Raw genomic sequence first — 21,313 nt, 5'->3', positions numbered from 1 at the left:
GGCGATCGCATTCCCCCTTAAGAAGGATGCAGGGATACAGCAGAGTATAGAAATTATAAATACACAAAGTTGTCTATCAGTTAAAATCTCCAATGCCACACGTCTTACTCGTGGATGATGAAGCCGCCCTGCGTGACAGTCTCACATATACATTACAAAAAGAAGGCTACACAGTGAGTACAGCCGTTGATGGGCATACAGCAATCAAACAGTTCCACAAACAAGTACCAGATATAATTTTGCTGGATTTGATGCTACCAGAAGTTGATGGAATGGAAGTTTGCTGGCGAATTCGCGCTTTTTCTAATGTCCCCATTGTCATGCTGACAGCTAAAGATCAGGATGTCGATAAAGTTTGGGGTTTGGAAGCGGGTGCAGATGATTATGTAACAAAGCCCTTCAATACCCGTGAATTGTTAGCACGGATCAAAGCTGTGTTGCGTCGGCGTTCGGAGGAAAAGCCTTGATGAAGGGCTTATTTCCCCGAATTAAATTAAACACAATTCATGCCAAGCTGTTAGGCACATATCTCATGGTCACAGCTTTTGGCACTTCGTTGCTAGCAGGTTATGTTTTGTGGTCGTTCGCTGATTATTTTATGCGAATGCGACAAGTAGATTTGGATAACTGGACGAATGCGTTAAGTGAAACTGTTGCAGATGCACTAGCCCAAAAAGATATTCCTCGCGTCAAGTTGTTAGTCGAGAGATATGGCGCACCGCAGAATGTGACACTGCGTGTTTTTAGTCACCAAGGTCTGTTGATAGCCACTTCTAACCCCAAATTAGATTCTCAGGTGAAAGACTGGTATCAAGTTCCCGGAATGCGCCAAGCTCTACAACAAAATCAATTACAACAGGGAATAGCCAAAGGAGTATTATCCAACGACGATCGCCTATACATTGCCAGACCCATTGAACGCAACGGTCAATTTTTGGGTGTATTGCGCATGTCTATTACTCTAGAGCAGTTTCAGCGACAATTTGCCAGGGTATTTTGGAGCGTTTTAGGTACTTTAGCAGTCACCTTTTTACTGTGTGCATTTATTAGCAGTCGGTTTGCTCGCAGTCTCGCCAAACCGATTGAGATTATGCAGAACTTTGCCATTCGCCTGGGTGGCGGTCATTTTGGTGATAAGCTCACAATCCATGAGAACAATGAATTAGATCAATTAGCAGCAGAACTAAACCGCATGAGCGAGCGGTTAGCTTCTCTAGATCAAGAACGGCGAGTGTTTTTAGCCAATGTTTCCCACGAACTGCGTACCCCAATCAGTAACGTTCAGGTAACAGTAGACGCGCTTCAGGGAGGAGCTTATGAAGAACCAGAATTACGCGATCGCTTTTTTCAAACTATCGACAGCGAAATCAAACGCTTATCACGATTAATTCACGATCTGCTAGATTTAGGACGTTTAGAAGCGGGAGTCACAAAACTTGAACAGCAAACCATCTCACTGCGGGGATTGATTAATCGTGCTGTCAATGCAATAGAACCGCGAATGCAAGCTGTGAAAATTTCTCTGGTGGTAAATGTAGATAACCTGATGATACATGGCGATCCAGAACGGTTATTACAGGCGATTCTCAACTTGTTAGATAATGCCATCAAACATGCACCAGCCAACTCTCAAGTATTTATTTCTGCATCCAGCAAAGGAAAACAAGCAATTATTCAAATTCAAGACCAAGGTAAAGGTATCAAAGAAAGCGATTTACCCCGAATTTTTGAACAATTTTATACAACAGACCCCGCACGTAAAGGAAACGGTAACGGTTTAGGATTAGCGATCGCCAAACGAATTATTGAAGCTCATCAAGGTAGCATCACAGCTACTAGCATTCCCAATCAAGGTGCTACTTTCACTATAAATTTACCTTTAACCTAACGCGAAAGTCCCCACCCTCAGCGCAGCAAGGTGCAGAGAAGCCCTCACATTTGCTATACCAAATCATTTCAGATAAATTCTCATGGTGTTTTTCGTAAAACTGCCGAACCATCAACCTTTGTGTGTCCAAATCCATTTCTTTAAGGTTAAAGCATATATAGCAATCTTATTTCAGTTGCGAAAATATCGGTTTTGGCTGTTGACTGGTGACTGTTGATTGTTGACTGTTAACGGTTAACAGTTAACAGTTAACAACCATGCTTGTAATATTTCATAAATCATTTGGGATTGCTATATAATTAATTTATCTAACAAGAAATACATACTATTTACTATATAGAATCATTAAATATTCGCACAAAAGTTATTGCAGAAATAAATCTAGTTCCCGAAGATAAATTGGCAGAATTATATAATTTTATTCATCATTTTCGGCTAGGTCTAGAAGTATCTCAAGATTCTCTCGATAAAACTATGCAGTTTGCTGGCTGTTGGAATGATATGTCGGATGATATATTTGCTAATTTCACTGAAGAAATAAGCACGCGCCGTCAGAGATTTTCGGTGCGTTAGGACTAAAGTCCATAACGCACCCTACCAAATTCTGCTGTATATGGGCATAATAAAAGGGCACAACATTGTTGTGCCCCTACCTGTTTAATTAATAAATTGTGCAGATTTAATTACGATGCAGAACTCTTAGATTTAGCTTCCAAATTTTCTAAGCGACTTCGCAATTCTTGATTTTGCTGCTTGACTTGATCGAGTTCTTCACGCAAATTCCGCAGCGCATTTTCTGTACCAATATTACCTTGAACTCGCGTAATCTCTTCATCAGCATAACGCCGCACCCGCCCATCTGGTGTTTGATCGGCTAGCGATCGCAATATTCCAATGGCTTTGGGTGTCTCCATTTGTCCTAAGGCGATAACTACTGCTACTTGGGTTAAGAAGAAGCTTTCTTTAGCTAGTTCGCCTAATCTTTCTAAAATACGTTCTAAATTGACGGGATTTTGCCCAACAGAGATTTTCCCTAAGGCGCGGATGGTGGCGAGGCGTAAGGCTTGGGGGACGCCGGGTTTCGTGTATTCTAGGAGCAGGTTTAAGGCTGCTTCTGAGGTTTTGAGTTCGGCTAAACCGGCGATCGCGCCACTGCGTACTACTTCATTCCAGCCTTGTCTTTCTTCTAAAACCGATTTCAGCAGTTTCAGGACTTTTTCTTCTCTGGGTTTTTCGTCTAGGTTAGCAGATGCGATCGCGCCTATCGCCCGACAAGCTGCTGATTCTACATAGTAACTGCGATCGCCATCTTGGACTAAGCCTTTGATAGCCTTATAGCTTTCCGCAGTTTTGGTTTTTGCTAGCGCATCAACTACAGCGCGGCGTACATAAGGACTTTTATCTTCCAACCCAACGACTAACCCATCAAAAGCTTGATCCAATTTAATTTCGGCTAATTGTTTGGCGACTTCAACCCGCACACCCCAAAATCCGTCATTTTTTAACGCCGCAGATAAAGCTTTTGTGGCTTCTAAACCGCCTTTTTTGGCTAAAGCTTCAGCCGCATAAATTCGCGAAAGTGGATCAGGATCGAATTCTAACTGAGCTTTTAATTCGGGAATTGGGTATTCTAAAGTAACAGTTTTTAGGTAATTATTCCCGACATCAAAGCTAATAAATTGGGGTTTGGTTTCTAGGGGGAAATAAAAACTTTGTTCCCGTTCGTTTACCCTCACTGTAAAGGTTTTGATTTTGGGAGATGTACCCGCTTCGCTATAACCAAAGCCAATAGGAATTTTTAAGTCAAATAACTCTTTACTTTGATTATTTTTAGCTTGAGTTTGGGTAACTGTTACCTTCGCTAAATTTGCATCGCCATCCCAAGAGTAAGCAACTTTAAAATCAGGATGACCTCCACGATACACATATTGGTCAAAGAGGAAGGCTAAATTTCTGCCGGTGGCTTTTTCAATTGCCCTTAATAAGTCTACTGTTTCGACAGTTTTATGAGCATTATCTTGGACAAAGGTGTGAATAGCAGGCCAAAACAATTCCTCTCCTAATTCCGCCCGAATCATGTGATAAACACAAGAACCTTTTTCATAAATATGGCGGTCATAAAGTTCAATTGCTTCGCGATAAACGTGAGTTACCATTGGTCGGCGGTAACGTCCGCTATCTTCACTAAAGTAACTCCGCGCTTCTAATAAGCGATAATATGCAGCTTCTTGGCTACCATATTCTTGTTCTGTCCACATCACCTCAGAATAAGAAGCCATTCCTTCTTTAATCCAAGCATGTGACCAATGTTTAATGACTAGCAAATCGCCAAACCATTGATGTGCTAATTCGTGAACTACTAAACTTTCGGTGTTGCGATTATCTAAAGCGGCGCGTTCATCTATTAAACAGCGATCGGTTAACAGAGTTGTAGAAGTATTTTCCATTCCGCCGAAAATAAAATCATCGACGCAAACCTGAGCATATTTCGGAAAAGCATATTTATAACCATACTTTTCACTTAAAAATTCGATCATGCGGGGAGTTTTGCCCATGCTGCGTTTTGCATCGGCTTCTCTACCTTTTTCTACATAATAAGTGACAGGTTTACCTTGCCATTCATCGCGAATTTCCGCAAAGTCACCAATCGCTAATGTCATTAAATAGGTAGGATGAATTTCTTGCTGCGACCAATGGTAGATTTTATATTTACCATCTTTACCATCTTCCTTGGTTTCAATCAGTTCGCCGTTAGAAATCGCGATTAAATGTTTAGGAACGCGGACGCGAATTTCTGAAGTCGAAAGTTGTCCAGGATAATCGAAGCAAGGAAACCAAAAGCGAGAATCTTCGTCTTCTCCTTGTGTCCAGACTTGGGTGGGCTTGTTGGGGTAGTGTTTGTCTGGTTGAATAAAGTAGATACCGCGTTGGGGTTTTTCTACAGCATAGGCGATCGCAATTAATAAGCGCTTACCTATCTCTGTCGGCGTTGAAAGCTTAATTACTAGCTTTTCGCCATCATAGTCAAACTTTTGTTCTACCTCATCCACCTGCACAGATTGAATATTCAAGTTGACAGCATCCAAAGTCAAATTATCAATTCCATTGCGGATGGGCGACAGGCGAATGCTACAGCTGCCAGAATAACTTTGGTTTGGAATATCCAAACTCAGATCTAAAAAAATATGCTCTACTTGTCCAGGGCGATCGGGGTTGTAATGAGGTTTTGCGCCTGGTAACTCAAAAGATCTGTGACCGTTATTTTCTGTATCGAAATAAAAATTGGACATTGATGGCTACTAACCTTATATCTTGATAAGTCTGGTTGGATGTAGTAAAAAATAGCGAGATTGGGTAGCTTTCCCAAATCAACTCAGCAATCTGGAAGGATTATCCTTTGCGGTTTGAGGATCGGAATCAATCAAAAGTGGCGAGAAACTTCATCTCCTTTTGGGTAGTTCTCGTCCCACCGCTTTAGACATTGGATATGCAGCATTGGTTATTTCTTCCCAATGCTCCATGCCCAATGCCCAATGCCCAATGCTCAAAACCCATCCCTCTCCCACAGTTGTTTGCCCTGATGTAAGCTGATAACCTGTACTTTTTGCCATCAGTTCAAGAGTCTCTTCTGCACTGATGCCATTTAAGTACAAATGCTCCCAAGTATTTTTATAGCTTAGGACAGTTTGCTAAATAGTAGCAGTAGATTTTTTAAGTGCAACAAGATACTATTTACGGATTTGTTTCTCACTCTGTTGTAGTAATTCTAGGAATGGTTTAAAACTGTTGGTGTATCGTAATACTAACTTTGTCAGTGAATACCGCCAAATCAGGAAAACTTATAAATACTTCCAAAAACTCTACAATCACGTTTTTACAAGCCTTCACAGCTATTGAAAAAAGAGAGGATAATGACAATGCCAGCAAGTAAATCAAAGATTTTAATTCCTGCTATTGGTGCGGCTGTAGTCGTCACAGGTGGTATAGCTGCCTATATGTTTCTTAAAGGTGGCCCCGTTGGCGATGGTGCCGGCGCTTTAGGTAGCGCTAAAGTAGTACCTTCTTCCGCTATCATGGCTACTTACATTACCACCGATCCCCAAGCTTGGGCGAAGTTGCAGCAGTTTGGCACTCCCGAAGCCCAACAGCTACTTAACAAAGGTTTAGAGTCTTTTAATAAAGATGTTTTTAAAGATAGTAATATTTCTTATGAAAAAGATATAAAACCTTGGGTTGGTGGGGTGATGGTGGCGATGTTACCACCAAATCCAGTTAAACCAGCACAATTTACACCCCCAAATGGGGCACCGACGCCAACAAGCAAGTTACAATCAGAACCAAAAGTTCTCTTTGTCGTCGGTATTAAAGATAAAATTGCAGCTTTAAATTTTAGTAACAAATTAAAGGCGCAAAAAGGAATTAAAATCCAAGAAACTGATTACAAAGGCGAAAAGATTACAGAAACCTCAGAATCAGAAAATGCTAAACCTACATATAGCGCAGTTTTAAATAATAGCCAAATAGTATTAGCTCCAGAAAAACAAGCTATAGAACAGGCAATAGACACCTATAAAGGCCAAGCTTCTTTTGCGAGTAAAGAAGGTGCAAATAGCATTCTCAGCAAAGGAATAGATGTTAAAAATACCCTAGCCCAAATTTATATTCCAGACTATGTGGGTATGGTAAAACAGTTAGCGGCGGCGAATCCCCAAGGAACCCAGTTACCACCCCAAACCCTGAAGCAATTGGAGCAAGTAAAATCGATGGTGGCGGGTGTGGGTGTAGATGATGCAGGTTTGCGCGTAAAAGCGATCGCCAATTTAGATCCGCAACTGAACAAATTCCAGTATCAAAATACGCCAGCCAAGATAGTCGGACAATTTCCCGCCGATACCTTAGCTTTAGTTAGCGGACAAGGTATCAGCCGCGCTTGGACAACCGTACTCGACCAGTCAAAAGATTATCCCGAATTTAACCAAGCAGTCGCCCAAGTTCGCCAACAACTCAAATCAACCGTCGATTTGGATTTAGATAAAGAAGTTCTTGGCTGGATGGATGGAGAATTTGCGGTTGGTGCGATTCCCTCAAATCAAGGGATATTAGCCAGCGTGGGTTTTGGCGGTGCGTTATTATTTGACACAAGCGATCGCAAAACAGCAGAAAGCACCCTCAGCAAACTCGACGAACTCATCAAAAAACAAACCCTGACAGTTGCGCAAAAAGATATCGGCGGTAAAAAAGTCACCGAATGGCAAACCCCCCAAGGTGCTTTACTAGCACATGGATGGTTAGATCAAGATACAGTATTTGTAGCCCTTGGTAGTCCCATCGCTGATGCGATCGCTGGTAATAAGAGCCAAACTTTAGAAAATAGCGACACCTTCAAAGCCGTCACTAGTTCCTTACAAAAACCCAATGGTGGATACTTCTACTTAGATATGGACAAAACCATGACCATATTTAACCGTTTTGCAGCATTTCAACCCGTACCACCAGAAGCAAACGCAATTTTAAATTCCATTCGCGGTTTGGGTGTAACTGCTACCAGTCCTGATAAATCTGTCAGTCAAGTAGAAATGTTATTAGCACTCAAACCAAAAACGACAAAATAGAAAATTGGGAAAAATGGCAAAATCAACTAATAAATAAGGTGTCAGGAACCCTTCTTTCTAGGGATGGGATAAAAGACACCTCGACACCTCGACACCGTTGACTGATGATTGATGACGGTTAACTGTTAACAGTCAACCGTTAACCGTCAACCTAAAATCCCATCCCCAGAGGGTGGGATCAGCTTAATAAAAACCTCTTGTAGCCTCAGAAAAAACAATTTTCTGAGCAAAATTTATTACTATTTTCAGGAAAAACTCATTTTTTTGGAACATCTAACGATTACAGTAAAGTTATTTTGATGATTAGATTAGCTACTAGAGGTAAAAAAGATGACAGCACATATCCTTGTAGTAGAAGATGAAGTCAAACTAGCGCGATTTGTAGAATTGGAATTAAGTAGCGAAGGCTATCAGGTGAGTGTAGCCCATGATGGAATTGAGGGTTTAACCTTAGCACGAGACAAATCGCCAGATTTAGCGGTGCTTGATTGGATGCTACCAGGACTTTCGGGTGTGGAAATTTGTCGCCGACTGCGGGCAACGGGTAACTCTATCCCCGTGATATTATTAACTGCAAAAGATGAAGTAAGCGATCGCGTGGCTGGATTAGATGCAGGTGCAGATGATTACGTAGTCAAACCCTTTAGCATTGAGGAACTTTTAGCCAGAATCCGCGCCCATCTCCGACGCACTCAAGAAACAGATGAAGATATTTTACTATTTGAAGACTTGAGTTTAAATCGTCGCACTCGTCAAGTATTTCGAGGTAAACGCGCAATTGAATTAACAGCAAAAGAATTTGATTTATTAGAGTACCTGCTAAGTCATCCCCGTCAAGTTTTTACTAGAGATCAGATTTTAGAAAAAGTTTGGGGTTACGACTTCATGGGAGATTCTAATATTATTGAAGTTTACATTCGTTACCTGCGTTTGAAATTAGAAGAAAATAACGAGAAACGCTTAGTTCATACAGTGCGTGGTGTTGGTTATGCACTGCGGGAATAGTGCGATCGCGCTTAATGTTTAATATTGAACAGCCTCAGTATAATCTGTGGATGATTTCACACGAAAACCAGTCTTGAAATCTCATATTGTTTTAGATAAATCGGTTTAACGGTGTGGTTGAGCGGCTGCAAGTAACCTTTGTATCCAGACTAAAATCTCGCGTCAATCCACTCCCAGCAAGTTATTGGTCTGCCATGAGCACCACTTACTCTACTACTTAATGTCGAATGTCTATAATATAACTGAATTCACAGATTTTCCATATATATACTTGAGTTGAATGATACAGCAATCTAATGCTCTACGAAGACTGGAAGAAATGCTTACTGAAGCAGTTAGCAATGGAGATAGAAATCAACCATCTGGGCCTATCTTATTAAAGGTAATGAAGCTAAGTAATCAGCCCCAAAATATTGTGGATTTCTATGAGCTTTTAAATAAGGCTGAGGAGGAAGCAAGAAGCATAAGAAATAACGCAAACATAAATAGATATCTACAAACGATAGAGGAACTGCATCACTGTTTTGTTGTTCATCATTTGTGGAATACTAAATGGGATACTTTTGCAACTTATATTGAGGGTAAAGGTGTTCTCAATACACTAGATGCACTAGCGTATTTTTTTAATTTTCAGAATCCTGCGATATTTCTAGAGCAGGACTTTCTAGATAAACTCAAAAGTGAGTTTAGCAGTCTTTTGGAGAGAATTTTTGAATCTGATTTATCTAAAGAGCTAAAGAGATTTTTGATAGAACGGATTGAAGATATACTAAAAGCAATACGCAGATATTATATAGACGGAACTGAAGGGCTAGAAAAAGCTACTAAATCATTGGTGAGTGATTTAGTGATGGCAGAGCATAGCCTTAAGGATAATGACAAGAATAATCCCTTGTATAAACGTGTCAAAGCATGGGGTCTTAGCCTGCTTATATACATTGCGCCTAGCCCTTACGACATCATTGGTGCTGTTCCTGATATACATGATTTTTGGGTTCCTAAATTTGAAGAGCTAGCCGCAGGTCAGCAGAAGGTTGAGCAAATAATTTGTGAAACCTCTACTATTCAAGAAGCTTTTGAAAAGACTTCATACATATTTAACAAGCAGCAACAAAAGATGATTGCAGGTAGGGAGCCAAAAGCTCTGCCTGCTTCTAAGGAAGATTCGGAAGTTACTAAAGATGATAAAAGCGATCCCTAAAAGTTAGAGATTGTATTGAATAGTACTTAAACACATAAAAATGGGATAGGCAACTTGCCCATCCCATCCAAAAATTAAGTTATATTTGCCACCCTAAATTATTAGGGTAAGCTTAGGTTCCAGAAGTCCAGGAATTGATGTACTCAATTTGGTCTGCTGTGAGGCTATCAATGTGAATTCCTAGCGCTTGTAATTTCAAGCGAGCAATTTCTTGATCTACTTCTCTAGGAACTGAGTGTAAACCAGGTTCGAGTTTACCTTTGTTCTTCACTAAGTATTCCACAGCTAAAGCTTGGTTAGCAAAGCTCATATCCATAACGGCGCTGGGGTGTCCTTCCGCAGCCGCGAGGTTAATCAAGCGTCCTTCGCCTAGTACAATCACTGATTTGCCACTAGGTAATCTGTATTCTTCAGTGAATGGGCGTACTTGCTTGACTTCTGTAGCTTTATTTGCCAAGTATTTGAGATCAAGTTCAATATCAAAGTGACCGGAGTTACAAACGATCGCGCCGTCTTTCATTGCGTCGAAATGTTCGCCACGAATTACATGTTTGTTACCTGTAACTGTGATAAACAAATCACCTTGAGATGCAGCTTCTGCCATTGGGAGGACGCGGAAGCCATCCATTACGGCTTCAATTGCCTTGATGGGGTCAATTTCGGTGACAATGACATTCGCACCTAAACCACGAGCGCGGAGTGCTGTACCTTTACCACACCAGCCATAACCAACTACAACGATGGTTTTACCAGCCAGCAGGATATTTGTAGCGCGGATAATCCCGTCTAGGGTTGATTGACCTGTACCGTAGCGGTTGTCAAAGAAGTGCTTGGTGTCTGCATCGTTGACGTTGACTGCGGGGAAGGTGAGAACGCCATCTTTGAACATGGCGCGTAAGCGCACGATTCCGGTTGTGGTTTCTTCGGTGGTACCAATCAAGTCAGCAATTTGATGTTGGCGTTGCTGAATCAGAGTGGCAACAACATCGCTACCATCATCAATAATGATGTTGGGGCGGTGGTCAAGAGCTATTTGAACGTGGCGGTTATAAGTTTCGTTATCTTCGCCTTTTTGGGCAAAAACGGGAATTTCGTGATCGACAACGAGGCTAGCTGCTACGTCGTCTTGAGTTGATAAGGGGTTACTAGCAATTAATACTGCATCAGCACCACCAGCTTTCAGGGCGATCGCCAAATGTGCAGTTTCGGTGGTAACGTGGGCACAAGCCACTAGTCTCAACCCAGCAAAGGGTTTTTCTTGAGCAAAGCGATCGCGGATTTGCCGTAAAACTGGCATTTCGCGTCCAGCCCATTCAATGCGCTGTCTTCCCAAGGGAGCTAGGGCGAGGTCTTTAACCTCGTGCTTTAATCGGGGAGAAGTTGCGGTCATCAAAAATGTCCTCTAAAAAGTCAAAAAAGGTACGTAACCTTTACGTACTCTAATAGATTATTCCACGACTCGCAATTTTTGGTTGTCATCACCAAACACTAGTCGAGGGTTCTCTGAACTAGCTTGACGTTTGATTGGGTTTCTGTCAACTGAAAACAGATGTAGCAAGATGAATTTATCAACTACTAAATATGAATTTTTGAATTAGGAAACTATTGCCAGTTACAAGTATATGTACTGGATATTTAATTTATACTTTTTTAATTTTTCCTTTATCCTGGATCGGAGTAATATCCAAAATTCCTGTAGTTATTACCCACGGTAAACAAAGTATGATGTCATCTGCCTAAAGAGATATTTCCACAAATTCTTAAATATCTCAGAAAAAAAGACAAATTCAACTTTAGATAGGTACATTTACTTAAAATTATTGTGGAGGATAGCTGGGCGGGTATTCCATAGAAGATGTTTAGCAAGGAGGTTTTGGAGTGCGCTTGAAATTTTTGGCGCTGATGAGTTCAATGGCGATCGCTGTTGTCTCAGTCCCCAAAGCTACAGCCCAAATTCCCTTTTTACCTAACTTGCCAACTCCTAGTAGTGTAAGTCAAGATTCCGACAAACAAATTGTTAGTGATTGGATTTATTTAGACGGTCGCAGGTTATTCCAGATAGCCGCAACTAGAGCTAATTTTCCAGAGCGATCGCAAAATATTCAACAAAACTTGAATGAAATTAGCCAAAATTACTTGCGTTCCTCGGCACAGACAATTAATGTCCAGGTAGAAAATACCAACAATGTGCCTGTAATTACCATCAATGGTCAATACCTAATGACCGTCACTTCCGAGGACGCCAAACTGCGAGAGGAAGATGCAACTCTGAGCGCCAATCAAATCGCGGATACATTGCAAGAGGCTTTACAGCGAGCCAAGCAAGAGCGGAACACGCAATTTATCATCGACCAAGCTAAAATAGCAGCGGCGATCGCCTTAGCAATGATTGCTGCTAGTTGGGGTGTATATCGTTGGCAGCGTCGTTCGCAAAAAAATGCCATACATTTGAGCCTACCGGCTTCTCGTGAAACGCAACAAATTACCACGCAACTAAATCAACAACAATATCGGCATTTAGACGAAGTTAAAAAACGTCTGTTTCAGCTCGCCCAAGCGGGGATTTGGGGTGGTGGTACTTTCACAATTTTGGGTCTATTTCCCTACACCAGAATTCTTCAGCTAGGAATTCTCTCAGCTGCGCAAATTCCCCTGAGATTGGGGATTGTCGCTCTGGGAACTTATGTAGTGATTCGTTTTAGCTATGCGCTAATTGACCGCTTTACCTCAACTCTCATCAACAGCGGTGCTTTATTTAATTCAGATACCTCTGAACGCTTACAATTACGTGTTTCTACTTTCTCGGGTGTAACTAAAAGTATTGCCACTATTACCTGTGTGATAGTTGGTTTTTTCCTCGCCTTAGTCGCCTTGGGAATAGATGTGGTTCCCTTATTAGCAGGTGCGAGTTTAGTGGGTGTTGCTGTCTCCCTAGCTTCGCAAAACCTAATTAAAGATGCGATTAATGGCTTTTTGATTATCCTTGAAGACCAATATGCCTTAGGCGATGTAATTAACGTTGGTACAGTCGGCGGCTTAGTTGAAAATCTCAATTTGCGGATGACTCAAGTCCGGGATTCGGAAGGAAGATTAATCACCATTCCCAATAGTGAAATTAAAATCGTCGCCAATCTTTCTAGCCGTTGGTCAAGGGCAGATTTAACTATTCCTGTAGATTACCAAGCTGATGTTGATGAGGTTTTAAAGCTAATTAGCACTGTGGCTTTAGATATGGATCAAGATCCATTATGGCAACATCAAATTGTCGAGACACCAAAAGTTTTGGGGGTGGATAATTTTGGCGATCGCGGTTTAATTATTCGCGTATGGATTAAAACCCAGCCTCTCAAGCAATGGGATGTAGCACGGGAATATCGTCGCCGTCTCAAAATCGCTTTTGATGAAGCCGGAATTATCATTCCTGTTCCTCAACAAGCCATTTGGATTAATGATGTGCAATTACAGCAACTTCAGGAGAATGGAAAAGCGAATTAGTCTTATTGATTAGTCATTGGTCATTTGTAATATAAGTAGCCAATGACACTTGAGCAAGACTTGCACAAATGCGATCGCTTATCTGGAGATTTCGCCGTCACCCTATAAAGGGTGCGGCTACTCTCACACAATTGGGTACAAATGTACTATAATAAGTATAGCGCCCACAAAGCCCGGTTAAGTTGAGAATGGCTCTGTGGAAGGTTTCTGGAAGGAAGATGGAATTAACAATTAGTACTATGATGAAGCACTACATTCTCAACCTCAACCCCACTGCTAAGCATGAATGGGATCGGTGCATTTTACGCGATCCGCTGACTGCAAAACGCCCAGATATAGCCAAATTAATCGCTGATGCGGTTGGTGCAGATACAGGAAGTTATTTGGTGAGTGTCAATATCGAAGTCACAGTATTAGAACAAGCTGCTGTACCGCAAGCCGAACAACTTTCGCTTTCATTTCCAGAGACGACTCCGCCATCCCAGCTACGGGAAGCGGCGTAATCAGGCAACCCCGATAAAAACATTTTCTCATACATAAACGACAAGGAGACACAAGGACGCACAGACGCAGGGAAATGACAATAAATAGCAAGGGACAGAGGACAAATATCCCATGCCCCATGACGGCAGTTGCTTCAAGCCGGGGAACCCGTCCAACGCACTGCCTCCCCCATGCCCTATGCCCAATTCCTAAGGAATATATTTGATTATGCAACTGAGCTATTATCCAGATGCAATAGTACAAGCTGCCCATCGAGTGAATGAACTAGATTCTCAATTAATGGCTGTTCAGCAGCAAATTAATCGATTTGAAGGTAATGCAGACCGTAGCGCCGCCTTTGATATGGATTTAAAAAACGATGCCCAACGTAAAGCACGTCGTTTTGAAGTTCTGCTGGTAAATCAGGAATATCAAAAGGCGATAGATACACAGCTAAGATTAACCGCAGAAAAAGCAAATGCGATCGCTCATTTGGAATATCTGCGGAACCAGTTTAGTATAGCCAAGTTGGAAGCAAGATTAGCGATCGCTCAACAACTTACTGATTTTGAATCTCGCGAATTAGTAGGATTGTAAGCCATTGCCCAACGCTTAATACAAACTTAGCTCCCCGACTTCTCTAAAAAGTCGGGGAGCTGTTTAGTGATTGATAAAGTACTTCCAGAAAATAAATTATCCCTTTTTCACAGCGGCAGATTTTTTCTCCTCTGCTTCCTCTGCTTAGACAGCAATGGAATATTTTTTTAGTTTTTTCAAACAACCTAAGACTAACTTAACTATACAGATATTTCATCTTGAATTTTAGTGGGAATTTTAATAATAAATTCAGATTTTTCGCCTTTAATAGAATTACAATTTAACGTTCCATTATGTAGTTGAGTAATTATTTGGTAGCTGATAGATAAACCTAGCCCAGTACCTTTACCTACTGGTTTTGTCGTAAAGAATGGATCGAAAATTTTGCCTAAATTATTTTCATCTATTCCTAATCCATTATCACTAATCCGAATTTCTATCCAATCATTTAAGAGCTTAGTATCAATCAAGATTTGACAATTATCTATTAAAAGATGATTTTGTCTTTTAGATTCTAAAGCATCTATGGCATTCACTAATATATTCATAAATACTTGATTGAGTTGGCTAGGATAACACTCAATTAAAGGTAAAACATCGTAGTTTTTAACTACTGTAATAGCGGGTGTTTCCGATGTTGCTTGTAAACGATGTTGCAAAATTGTCAAAGTACTTTCAATACCTTCATGAATATCTACTAGCTTAAATTCTGCCTCATCTAATCGTGAGAAATTGCGCAGACATATAACAAGATTCTGAATCCGCTCAATTCCTTTGTACATAGTACCTATACTTTTTTGCAGATCTTGATTTATTTCATCCAAATCTGCATACTCTAAGATTTCGGTAATTTTATGGCTATGAGCAGGGTATTCATGATGATAAAATTGAATAACTTTGAGTAAATTTTTTATGTCCTGATGCAAATAATTTAAATTTCCAAATATAAAATTGAGTGGATTATTTATTTCATGGGCAATACCTGCTACTAACTGCCCTAACGCCACCATTTTTTCACTTTGAATTAATTGAGATTGTACCTGCTTCAGTTCGCTTAAAGTTTCCTCTAATTGCTGTTTTTGGAAAAATAACTTTGCTTCTGTATGTAAACGTTCTTGAATTTCTTGTTCTAATAGTATAGATTGTTGTCGTGTTTTTTCTAGTAAATCAACATGCTCTAGAGCAATGCCTAACTGACTGCTAATTTGGACAATTATATTTATTTCTGTTTCTTGCCATTGACGAGGTGCAGAATTTTGATAAACTGCCAACAATCCCCAAAGTTTGCTATTAGCATAAATTGGTACTATTACGTAAGATTTTGCTTGCAGCTTCTCTAATAGAGAGATATAACAATTATTAAAATTAGCGTGATAAATATCTTCTACAACTCGGTAAGTTACCCCTTGGCTGTAAATCCCACCTTGTGTTGCTTGTAAGTATGTATCTTGAACCGAGAAATTAGTAGTATTTAAATTATCTGATTGCAAACTATTATTAAAAATACATTTATTATCTGTAATAATATTTTCTTGAATTTGCGGATTTTGCGTTTGTTCTTGACGTAAAGCAATCCATCCATCTGCAACAGACTCAGCAACAAACTCTCCACTCCAGTCAAGATTGAAGCGATAAACAACAACGCGATCGCACCCAATCACTTGGCGTAATTCAGAAGTTGTCGCCGCAAATATAGTTTCGATATCTAATGTTTGCCGCATTCTTTGAATTGCCATACTGAGGGCTTTTTCTCTATCGGCACTTTCTTTTAAAGCTGTTTGCCAAATTAACTGTTCTGTGTAGCGACGATCGAGTAAGGAAATAATCAAAGTAGCAACTAAAATCAAAAAACTAGCAATACCAATTTGAATCGCTAGCCATGAATTAGACGATCGCTCATTGAGATTAAATACAGATTCCGGTAGCTTAATAAAGCTGGTTGCCCACATTCCAGTGTAGTGCATACTACTAATAGCAATTCCCATCACTAAAGCACTACTCAATTTCAGCCAATCAAAACTTGATTTTTGCAGATTCCGGAAGTAGAAAGCTAGCCACAAAGCCGCACTTGATGCCAAAATAGCAATTACCACTGATAAAGCCACCAGCCATTGATTGTAATGGATCGTGGCTTGGGACATTTCCATCCCTGCCATTCCTAAGTAGTGCATGGAAGCGATCGCTAATCCCATCACCACACTACCGCCAAACAGCATTTGTATACTCAGTTTTGCACGACTAAATAATAGTAATGCTAGCCCAGAAGCAACAATTGCATCGCCCCAAGAAAGTAGGGTAATTTTCAGATCGTATGTGACTGAAATTGGTAGATTAAAAGCTAACATAGCAATGAAATGCATTGCCCAAATACCCGTTCCCATTGCTATAGCGCCTGCAACAATCCAACTCAATCTTGCTTTGAGTGGTAAATCGGGTGTAACTCTACCTGCTAATTCTAGAGCCGTATAGGAGGCAATTGTAGCGATGACAAATGATAGTACTACTAAAAGTAGTTCGTAAGTTCCAGATATCATTTTTTTATTGAAAAAAAGTAAGCTATTTACAGCAAAAATTTTAAATAAAAAATTTATTAATAACTTGCGGTTTCTTATGTTTTATTTAATACACAGTAATATTACTTGCAATACAATTATTTTTGTTTTATGATTTTGGTTTCACGATATAATTTTTGTTTTCCTATGCTTTCAGCATAGTATCTTTGTTTCGCTTTGTAAAATATTTTATCCAGTAATTGCGCTCGAAAAAATATGTATCATATAGAACAATTTCCTACACAAGCACATAGTTTAAGATTTGGTTAACCTCACTATGTAACTATGTAACTTAGCCTCTATGCTTGGCTTTTCAACTGCCATAGTTTTAATTGGAACAAAACAGCTAAAGGGACTCCAAAAGCTTCATCCCAGATATCAAATAATTTGATTACTGTAACGATGTTCCGGTGACCCTGAAGTGGGTAAACTAACTGTGAATATACTTCCTTCACCTAAGCGCGATCGCACAGTTACGCTTCCACCCATACTTTCTACCAAGGTTTTCACAATCGATAACCCCAAACCAGAACCGCCTGTAGCACGGTTGCGGGTTTCATCAACGCGATAAAATCTTTCAAAAATGCGAGATTGATGTTTTAGCGGTATACCATCACCGCGATCGCAAACTTGAATAATTGCTTCTTCTCCTTGCTGATTTAACTTCACAATTATGGGGGTATCAGCTTCAGAATATTTCACAGCATTATCAATTAAATTTAAAAATACTTGTTTGAGGCGGTTGTAATCTGCTTTTACTTCAATTGTTTGATTTGTCGCCTCAATTATAATTTGGCGATCGCTATATTTCTGCGCCATTCCTACCACTTCGACAATTAAATCATTCAGCACGCAAGGATCTAGAGAAAAATGTAAATAACCACTATCTGCTCGTGCCAAATCTAGTAAATCTTGTAACAGCCGAATCGTATGTTCTGCTTCTACAGCCGCAGTTTCTAAAGCTTCTAATTGTGTAGGTGTTAAATTATTTTGCCTTCTTAACACACTTTGTAAATAACCATGAACAATGGTTAATGGTGTCCGTAACTCGTGAGAAACATTACTAACAAATTGTCGCTCTTGCTCCCAAGATTGGGAGAGGCGTGATAATAACATATTAAAAGTTTGAGCTAATTCTTTAACTTCGCTTGGTGCACGCTCGATAGATAATTGTGCTTCTGGTAAATCGGCTAGAGAAATCACAGAAGTCATTTGGCTAAGTTGACGCAAAGGCAAAAGAGAGCGCTGAATATAAAATGCGATCGCTACAGAAATTACCAAAATCACTAAACTACTAGCAATCCCTAAACTTTGCACCATTGCCAAATACATCTTCTGTTCGCGAGTAACATCTTGTACGACGAATAACTTTCCTAACACATTACCCTTAACTGGTAAAGAACCACCGCACAAAACAAAGTAGCGCTGCTTCACCTTAGTTACTTGCGGTTTAACCGACATCTCTGTCAGAGACATTAACTCAGATGCAGCTGCATCCGATAGCTGATTCCAATTCTGAGATTTAGCAATAATTTTATTCTCCGAGCTTTTGATCCAGATAAATATATCGCTATTCATTAAGTTATCGATAGATTTTTGTACACCCTGTTCGGATGGCATCATTTCACTATAGATTTGCACATCACGGGGTAGGCGATCGGCAATCCGTTCAATATTATATTTATGGCTATTAATTAAAATTTGCTGCATTTTCAAACTAGTCCAAATAGCCAGACTACCTAATCCCAATGTTGAAAATGCAGCAATGCCAATCGTCAGGCGTATCCTTAATGAACCTGGATCAATTTTTTGCCAATTTTTGCTAATTTGATTCACTTTAATATTTGCGGTTTTGGTGTCAAACAAGTTTTATTCACAAAATCACACTGATAAATATAGGATTCTTGCCAACTAAGAGGAATTTGTAGTAAATCTCTTGTCCCTGTCATTCCTTGCCCAATAAATAGTAAGAGAGCAATGCAGTTTAAAATTGTATGCACAATCCGCCAGCGATGGGATCTATCCTGATAAATATCTTGTACAATTGCTAAAGAAAAAATCATCAGTAAAGCTGCGGTAATCCCAATATAGTAATGCGACCAATACCACTCACCTGTACGGCGAAAAACTCCATCTTGACAACCAAGAATTACTAAACCTGCGCCAGTTAAAGTAGCAAAAACTCCTCGCCACAGCCGTTGCTTTGCCTGATAGAGTAATACTAAACATGTAATCGTAGCCGCAAATATTAAGCCAATAAAAATTACTTGAAAAGTGGCTGTAGTTAACAATTGCTTTTTGACAATATTTTTACCAATTGCATAGGCTAAAGCTATTAAAGTTAAACCAACAACAGCACTTGTAAGCCACTCACCTAACTTTCTATGTTCTGGCCCAACTAATGGAGATATTTTACTTTTACCTCCAGCTAAATTTTGTAACCGTCGCTGGCGTGTTTGCCATGCGAAGTTTACTACATTACCAATCAATGGGAACACAAAAATAACTGCGATCGCTGGATGTATCAATCCTAGAAAATCAACTAATTCCATATAATACCTATCCACGTAAAATTAAAGCTCTCTAGCCAGTAAGTCATGAACATTAGACATGCTGAATCCTACCGCTACCTCACAGATAGCTGCTTAGTTGCAATCGAAAAATAGTTATTTTTCGCTCTTACGACTTTTGGGAATAATATTTTTACTGACTAATTTCAGTTTCAAATACTAGCCAAAGAAGCATAACCAAAAGTAGCATTAAATTTGCGACACCAGATTGCTACTGATTTAAATTCTCCTAACTTCACTGTTTCAGGAACAGCATAGCGTTGAGTACCGCTGGTTTTTTGTAAGCGGGCTAGACTCACATAATCTTTTTCTTTAATTCCAGATTTTGGCGGCGCATCCGAACGATATAAAATCACATATAAATCCGGGCCTTTATCAGTTTTAAAATCTCCATCGAACTCTAAGTAACGTTTTCCTTGTTCAGTGATGACTTGGACTTTTCCCTGAGTCGGATGTTCCCCAGCTTTAAATGCGCCAAAACCTCCAGCAGAAGTGGCTACATTAGCTTTAGGGGTTGTTTGAGAATCTGTTGAATTTGGGGTATTCTCATTTGTACAGCCAATGGCAATAGCCGCAATCAGACTCACAATGGCTAAATGCTTAAATCTCATACATTCATAACCGTAGATTCTTCTCTAATAACAATGTAAAGCGTTACCCCATCAACAAAATTAATTTAAGCTGAGAATTTATTAAAAATTTAGGCTGTTGATTTTTATCTCAACTTCAAAATTAACTTCCCATTCTATGGAAAATAAACCTATATTTTTTGGTACTTCTTGAGAATCTCAACTAGATTACTATCGTGGATTAAAAGTTGGAAACCATATTTATATCTCTGGAACCATAGCAACAGATGCTACAGGTGGAGTTTTTGCTTCTGGAAATGCTGATGCATAAGCAAAACGTTGTTTTGAAATTATTCAGCAAGATTTGCATAAACATTAATAATACTAGAATAATAATTTCTTCTCTCTACATACTCTGTGTACTCTGCGGTGCAAATATTATTCATCTGGGAAAATGCCATTTAGCCAACTCTTCTATATTTGAGATAGTTAAAAAATCAATAGTTTGAAACTGTCTGTCAATAGCCGGCAGACTACATATTTTTGCTCCTATATTTAAATAAGCTTGCACAATATTAGGAATAGCAACATTACATGAATCTGGACAATTTGCTGAAATTTCTATTGAATATGCTGGATTGGGATAAACTAGAATATGAGAATGCATCCAGTTATTACGTTGAAAATACTGATAAGCACAAACAGCTTCCCCAGGATTTTGTGTGAGTAAAGAAGCACATCCAAAAAAATATTTACTTTGACTGCGAATGAGATAATTTGCTAGTCCTTCCCAGAGTAATAAAAGTGCTTGACTATTGCGATATTCCTTAGCTATACATGCACGCCCAACTTCTACAGACATCTGAAGAATACCTTCGGGAATACTACTAAGATTAAAAATATCAGCAGCATCAAAACCTAATCCTTGAGAAGCCATTGTATAAGTTTGCATCCGATAAGTACCAATTGTTTTCCCAGTCAGTTGAGAAATCAGCATTAAATGATGGCAAACGGCATCAAACCTATCTCGATCCATTCGGTCAGTATTAGAATTAGAGAAACCCAGACCTAATTCCAGGTTAAAAACTTCAAATCGCAACCGAAAAATTGATTCTAATTCTGCTTCAGTTGTTGCCAGTTTTAAGATATAGTTTTTACTTTGTAGTACAGGAAAATCTATTAATGATGATGCAGGATTCCGTGAATTATCAGTGTTGGGACAAGAAATTTCCATCTGTCTTCCTACTGGGGATGGGAAAATTTTTTACTAAATTAAGGTAATGCAAAGGTAGTGATTCCTGAAAACCACCGATACCCAGATAACCAAAATGTTTGAGAATT

16 protein-coding genes are annotated in these 21,313 nt (G+C 39.6%); 8 read left to right on the top strand and 8 right to left on the bottom strand.

Annotated elements, in window-relative coordinates:
- Nucleotides 1-92: 92 nt before the first annotated feature.
- The gene (locus tag H6G41_RS09665) at nt 93-467 is read left to right on the top strand and encodes a response regulator transcription factor (RefSeq protein ID WP_190745873.1); all 375 of its coding nucleotides are present in this window, start codon (nt 93-95) and stop codon (nt 465-467) included.
- Nucleotides 467-1,888, top strand: a complete 1,422-nt coding sequence (locus H6G41_RS09660; RefSeq protein WP_190745871.1) for an ATP-binding protein — start codon at nt 467-469, stop codon at nt 1,886-1,888. Before H6G41_RS09665 ends, H6G41_RS09660 begins: the two co-directional genes overlap by 1 nt.
- 683 nt (nt 1,889-2,571) lie before the next feature.
- On the opposite strand, the gene H6G41_RS09650 is transcribed toward H6G41_RS09660, so the two are convergent.
- Complete coding sequence (locus H6G41_RS09650; RefSeq protein WP_190745869.1) at nt 2,572-5,178, bottom strand: M1 family metallopeptidase; 2,607 nt, start codon at nt 5,176-5,178, stop codon at nt 2,572-2,574.
- Between the two features lie 150 nt (nt 5,179-5,328).
- Nucleotides 5,329-5,499, bottom strand: coding sequence for a hypothetical protein (locus H6G41_RS09645; RefSeq protein WP_190745867.1), 171 nt, complete (start codon nt 5,497-5,499; stop codon nt 5,329-5,331).
- A gap of 306 nt (nt 5,500-5,805) precedes the next feature.
- Between H6G41_RS09645 and H6G41_RS09640 the strand changes: the two genes are divergently transcribed.
- From H6G41_RS09640 to H6G41_RS09630, 3 genes are all read left to right on the top strand, one after another.
- Nucleotides 5,806-7,500: a DUF3352 domain-containing protein gene (locus tag H6G41_RS09640; protein WP_190745865.1), complete on the top strand. Its 1,695-nt coding sequence runs from the start codon at nt 5,806-5,808 to the stop codon at nt 7,498-7,500.
- Nucleotides 7,501-7,830: 330 nt separating this feature from the next.
- Nucleotides 7,831-8,505: a response regulator transcription factor gene (locus H6G41_RS09635; protein WP_190745863.1), complete on the top strand. Its 675-nt coding sequence runs from the start codon at nt 7,831-7,833 to the stop codon at nt 8,503-8,505.
- Nucleotides 8,506-8,824: 319 nt separating this feature from the next.
- A complete protein-coding gene (locus tag H6G41_RS09630; RefSeq protein WP_190745861.1) occupies nt 8,825-9,706 on the top strand; it encodes a hypothetical protein in 882 nt (293 codons plus the stop codon).
- A gap of 112 nt (nt 9,707-9,818) precedes the next feature.
- On the opposite strand, the gene ahcY is transcribed toward H6G41_RS09630, so the two are convergent.
- Nucleotides 9,819-11,096: an adenosylhomocysteinase gene (ahcY, locus tag H6G41_RS09625; protein ID WP_190745859.1), complete on the bottom strand. Its 1,278-nt coding sequence runs from the start codon at nt 11,094-11,096 to the stop codon at nt 9,819-9,821.
- A 488-nt stretch (nt 11,097-11,584) separates the two neighbouring features.
- Between ahcY and H6G41_RS09620 the strand changes: the two genes are divergently transcribed.
- From H6G41_RS09620 to H6G41_RS09610, 3 genes are all read left to right on the top strand, one after another.
- A complete protein-coding gene (locus tag H6G41_RS09620) occupies nt 11,585-13,201 on the top strand; it encodes a mechanosensitive ion channel family protein (RefSeq protein ID WP_374939416.1) in 1,617 nt (538 codons plus the stop codon).
- Nucleotides 13,202-13,440: 239 nt separating this feature from the next.
- The gene (locus H6G41_RS09615; RefSeq protein WP_190745857.1) at nt 13,441-13,704 is read left to right on the top strand and encodes a hypothetical protein; all 264 of its coding nucleotides are present in this window, start codon (nt 13,441-13,443) and stop codon (nt 13,702-13,704) included.
- A 205-nt stretch (nt 13,705-13,909) separates the two neighbouring features.
- A complete protein-coding gene (locus tag H6G41_RS09610; protein WP_190745965.1) occupies nt 13,910-14,281 on the top strand; it encodes a hypothetical protein in 372 nt (123 codons plus the stop codon).
- Nucleotides 14,282-14,481: 200 nt separating this feature from the next.
- On the opposite strand, the gene H6G41_RS09605 is transcribed toward H6G41_RS09610, so the two are convergent.
- The 5 genes from H6G41_RS09605 to H6G41_RS09585 form a co-directional block, all read right to left on the bottom strand.
- Entirely contained in the window at nt 14,482-16,815 is a 2,334-nt protein-coding gene (locus tag H6G41_RS09605) for an MHYT domain-containing protein (RefSeq protein WP_190745855.1), read from the bottom strand.
- A 396-nt stretch (nt 16,816-17,211) separates the two neighbouring features.
- Entirely contained in the window at nt 17,212-18,669 is a 1,458-nt protein-coding gene (locus tag H6G41_RS09600; RefSeq protein WP_190745853.1) for a cell wall metabolism sensor histidine kinase WalK, read from the bottom strand.
- Nucleotides 18,666-19,385: a DUF4079 domain-containing protein gene (locus H6G41_RS09595; RefSeq protein ID WP_190745851.1), complete on the bottom strand. Its 720-nt coding sequence runs from the start codon at nt 19,383-19,385 to the stop codon at nt 18,666-18,668. Before H6G41_RS09595 ends, H6G41_RS09600 begins: the two co-directional genes overlap by 4 nt.
- A gap of 170 nt (nt 19,386-19,555) precedes the next feature.
- The gene (locus tag H6G41_RS09590) at nt 19,556-20,014 is read right to left on the bottom strand and encodes a DM13 domain-containing protein (RefSeq protein WP_190745849.1); all 459 of its coding nucleotides are present in this window, start codon (nt 20,012-20,014) and stop codon (nt 19,556-19,558) included.
- 400 nt (nt 20,015-20,414) lie between these two features.
- On the bottom strand, nt 20,415-21,206 hold the full coding sequence (locus H6G41_RS09585; RefSeq protein WP_190745847.1) for a GNAT family N-acetyltransferase: 792 nt from the start codon (nt 21,204-21,206) through the stop codon (nt 20,415-20,417).
- Nucleotides 21,207-21,313 lie beyond the last annotated feature (107 nt).

The sequence above is a fragment of the Tolypothrix sp. FACHB-123 genome (assembly GCF_014697075.1).
Classification (GTDB): domain Bacteria; phylum Cyanobacteriota; class Cyanobacteriia; order Cyanobacteriales; family Nostocaceae; genus Aulosira.
Note: the sequence above shows the minus strand (reverse complement) of the source record. Positions and strands in the feature narration are given on the sequence as shown.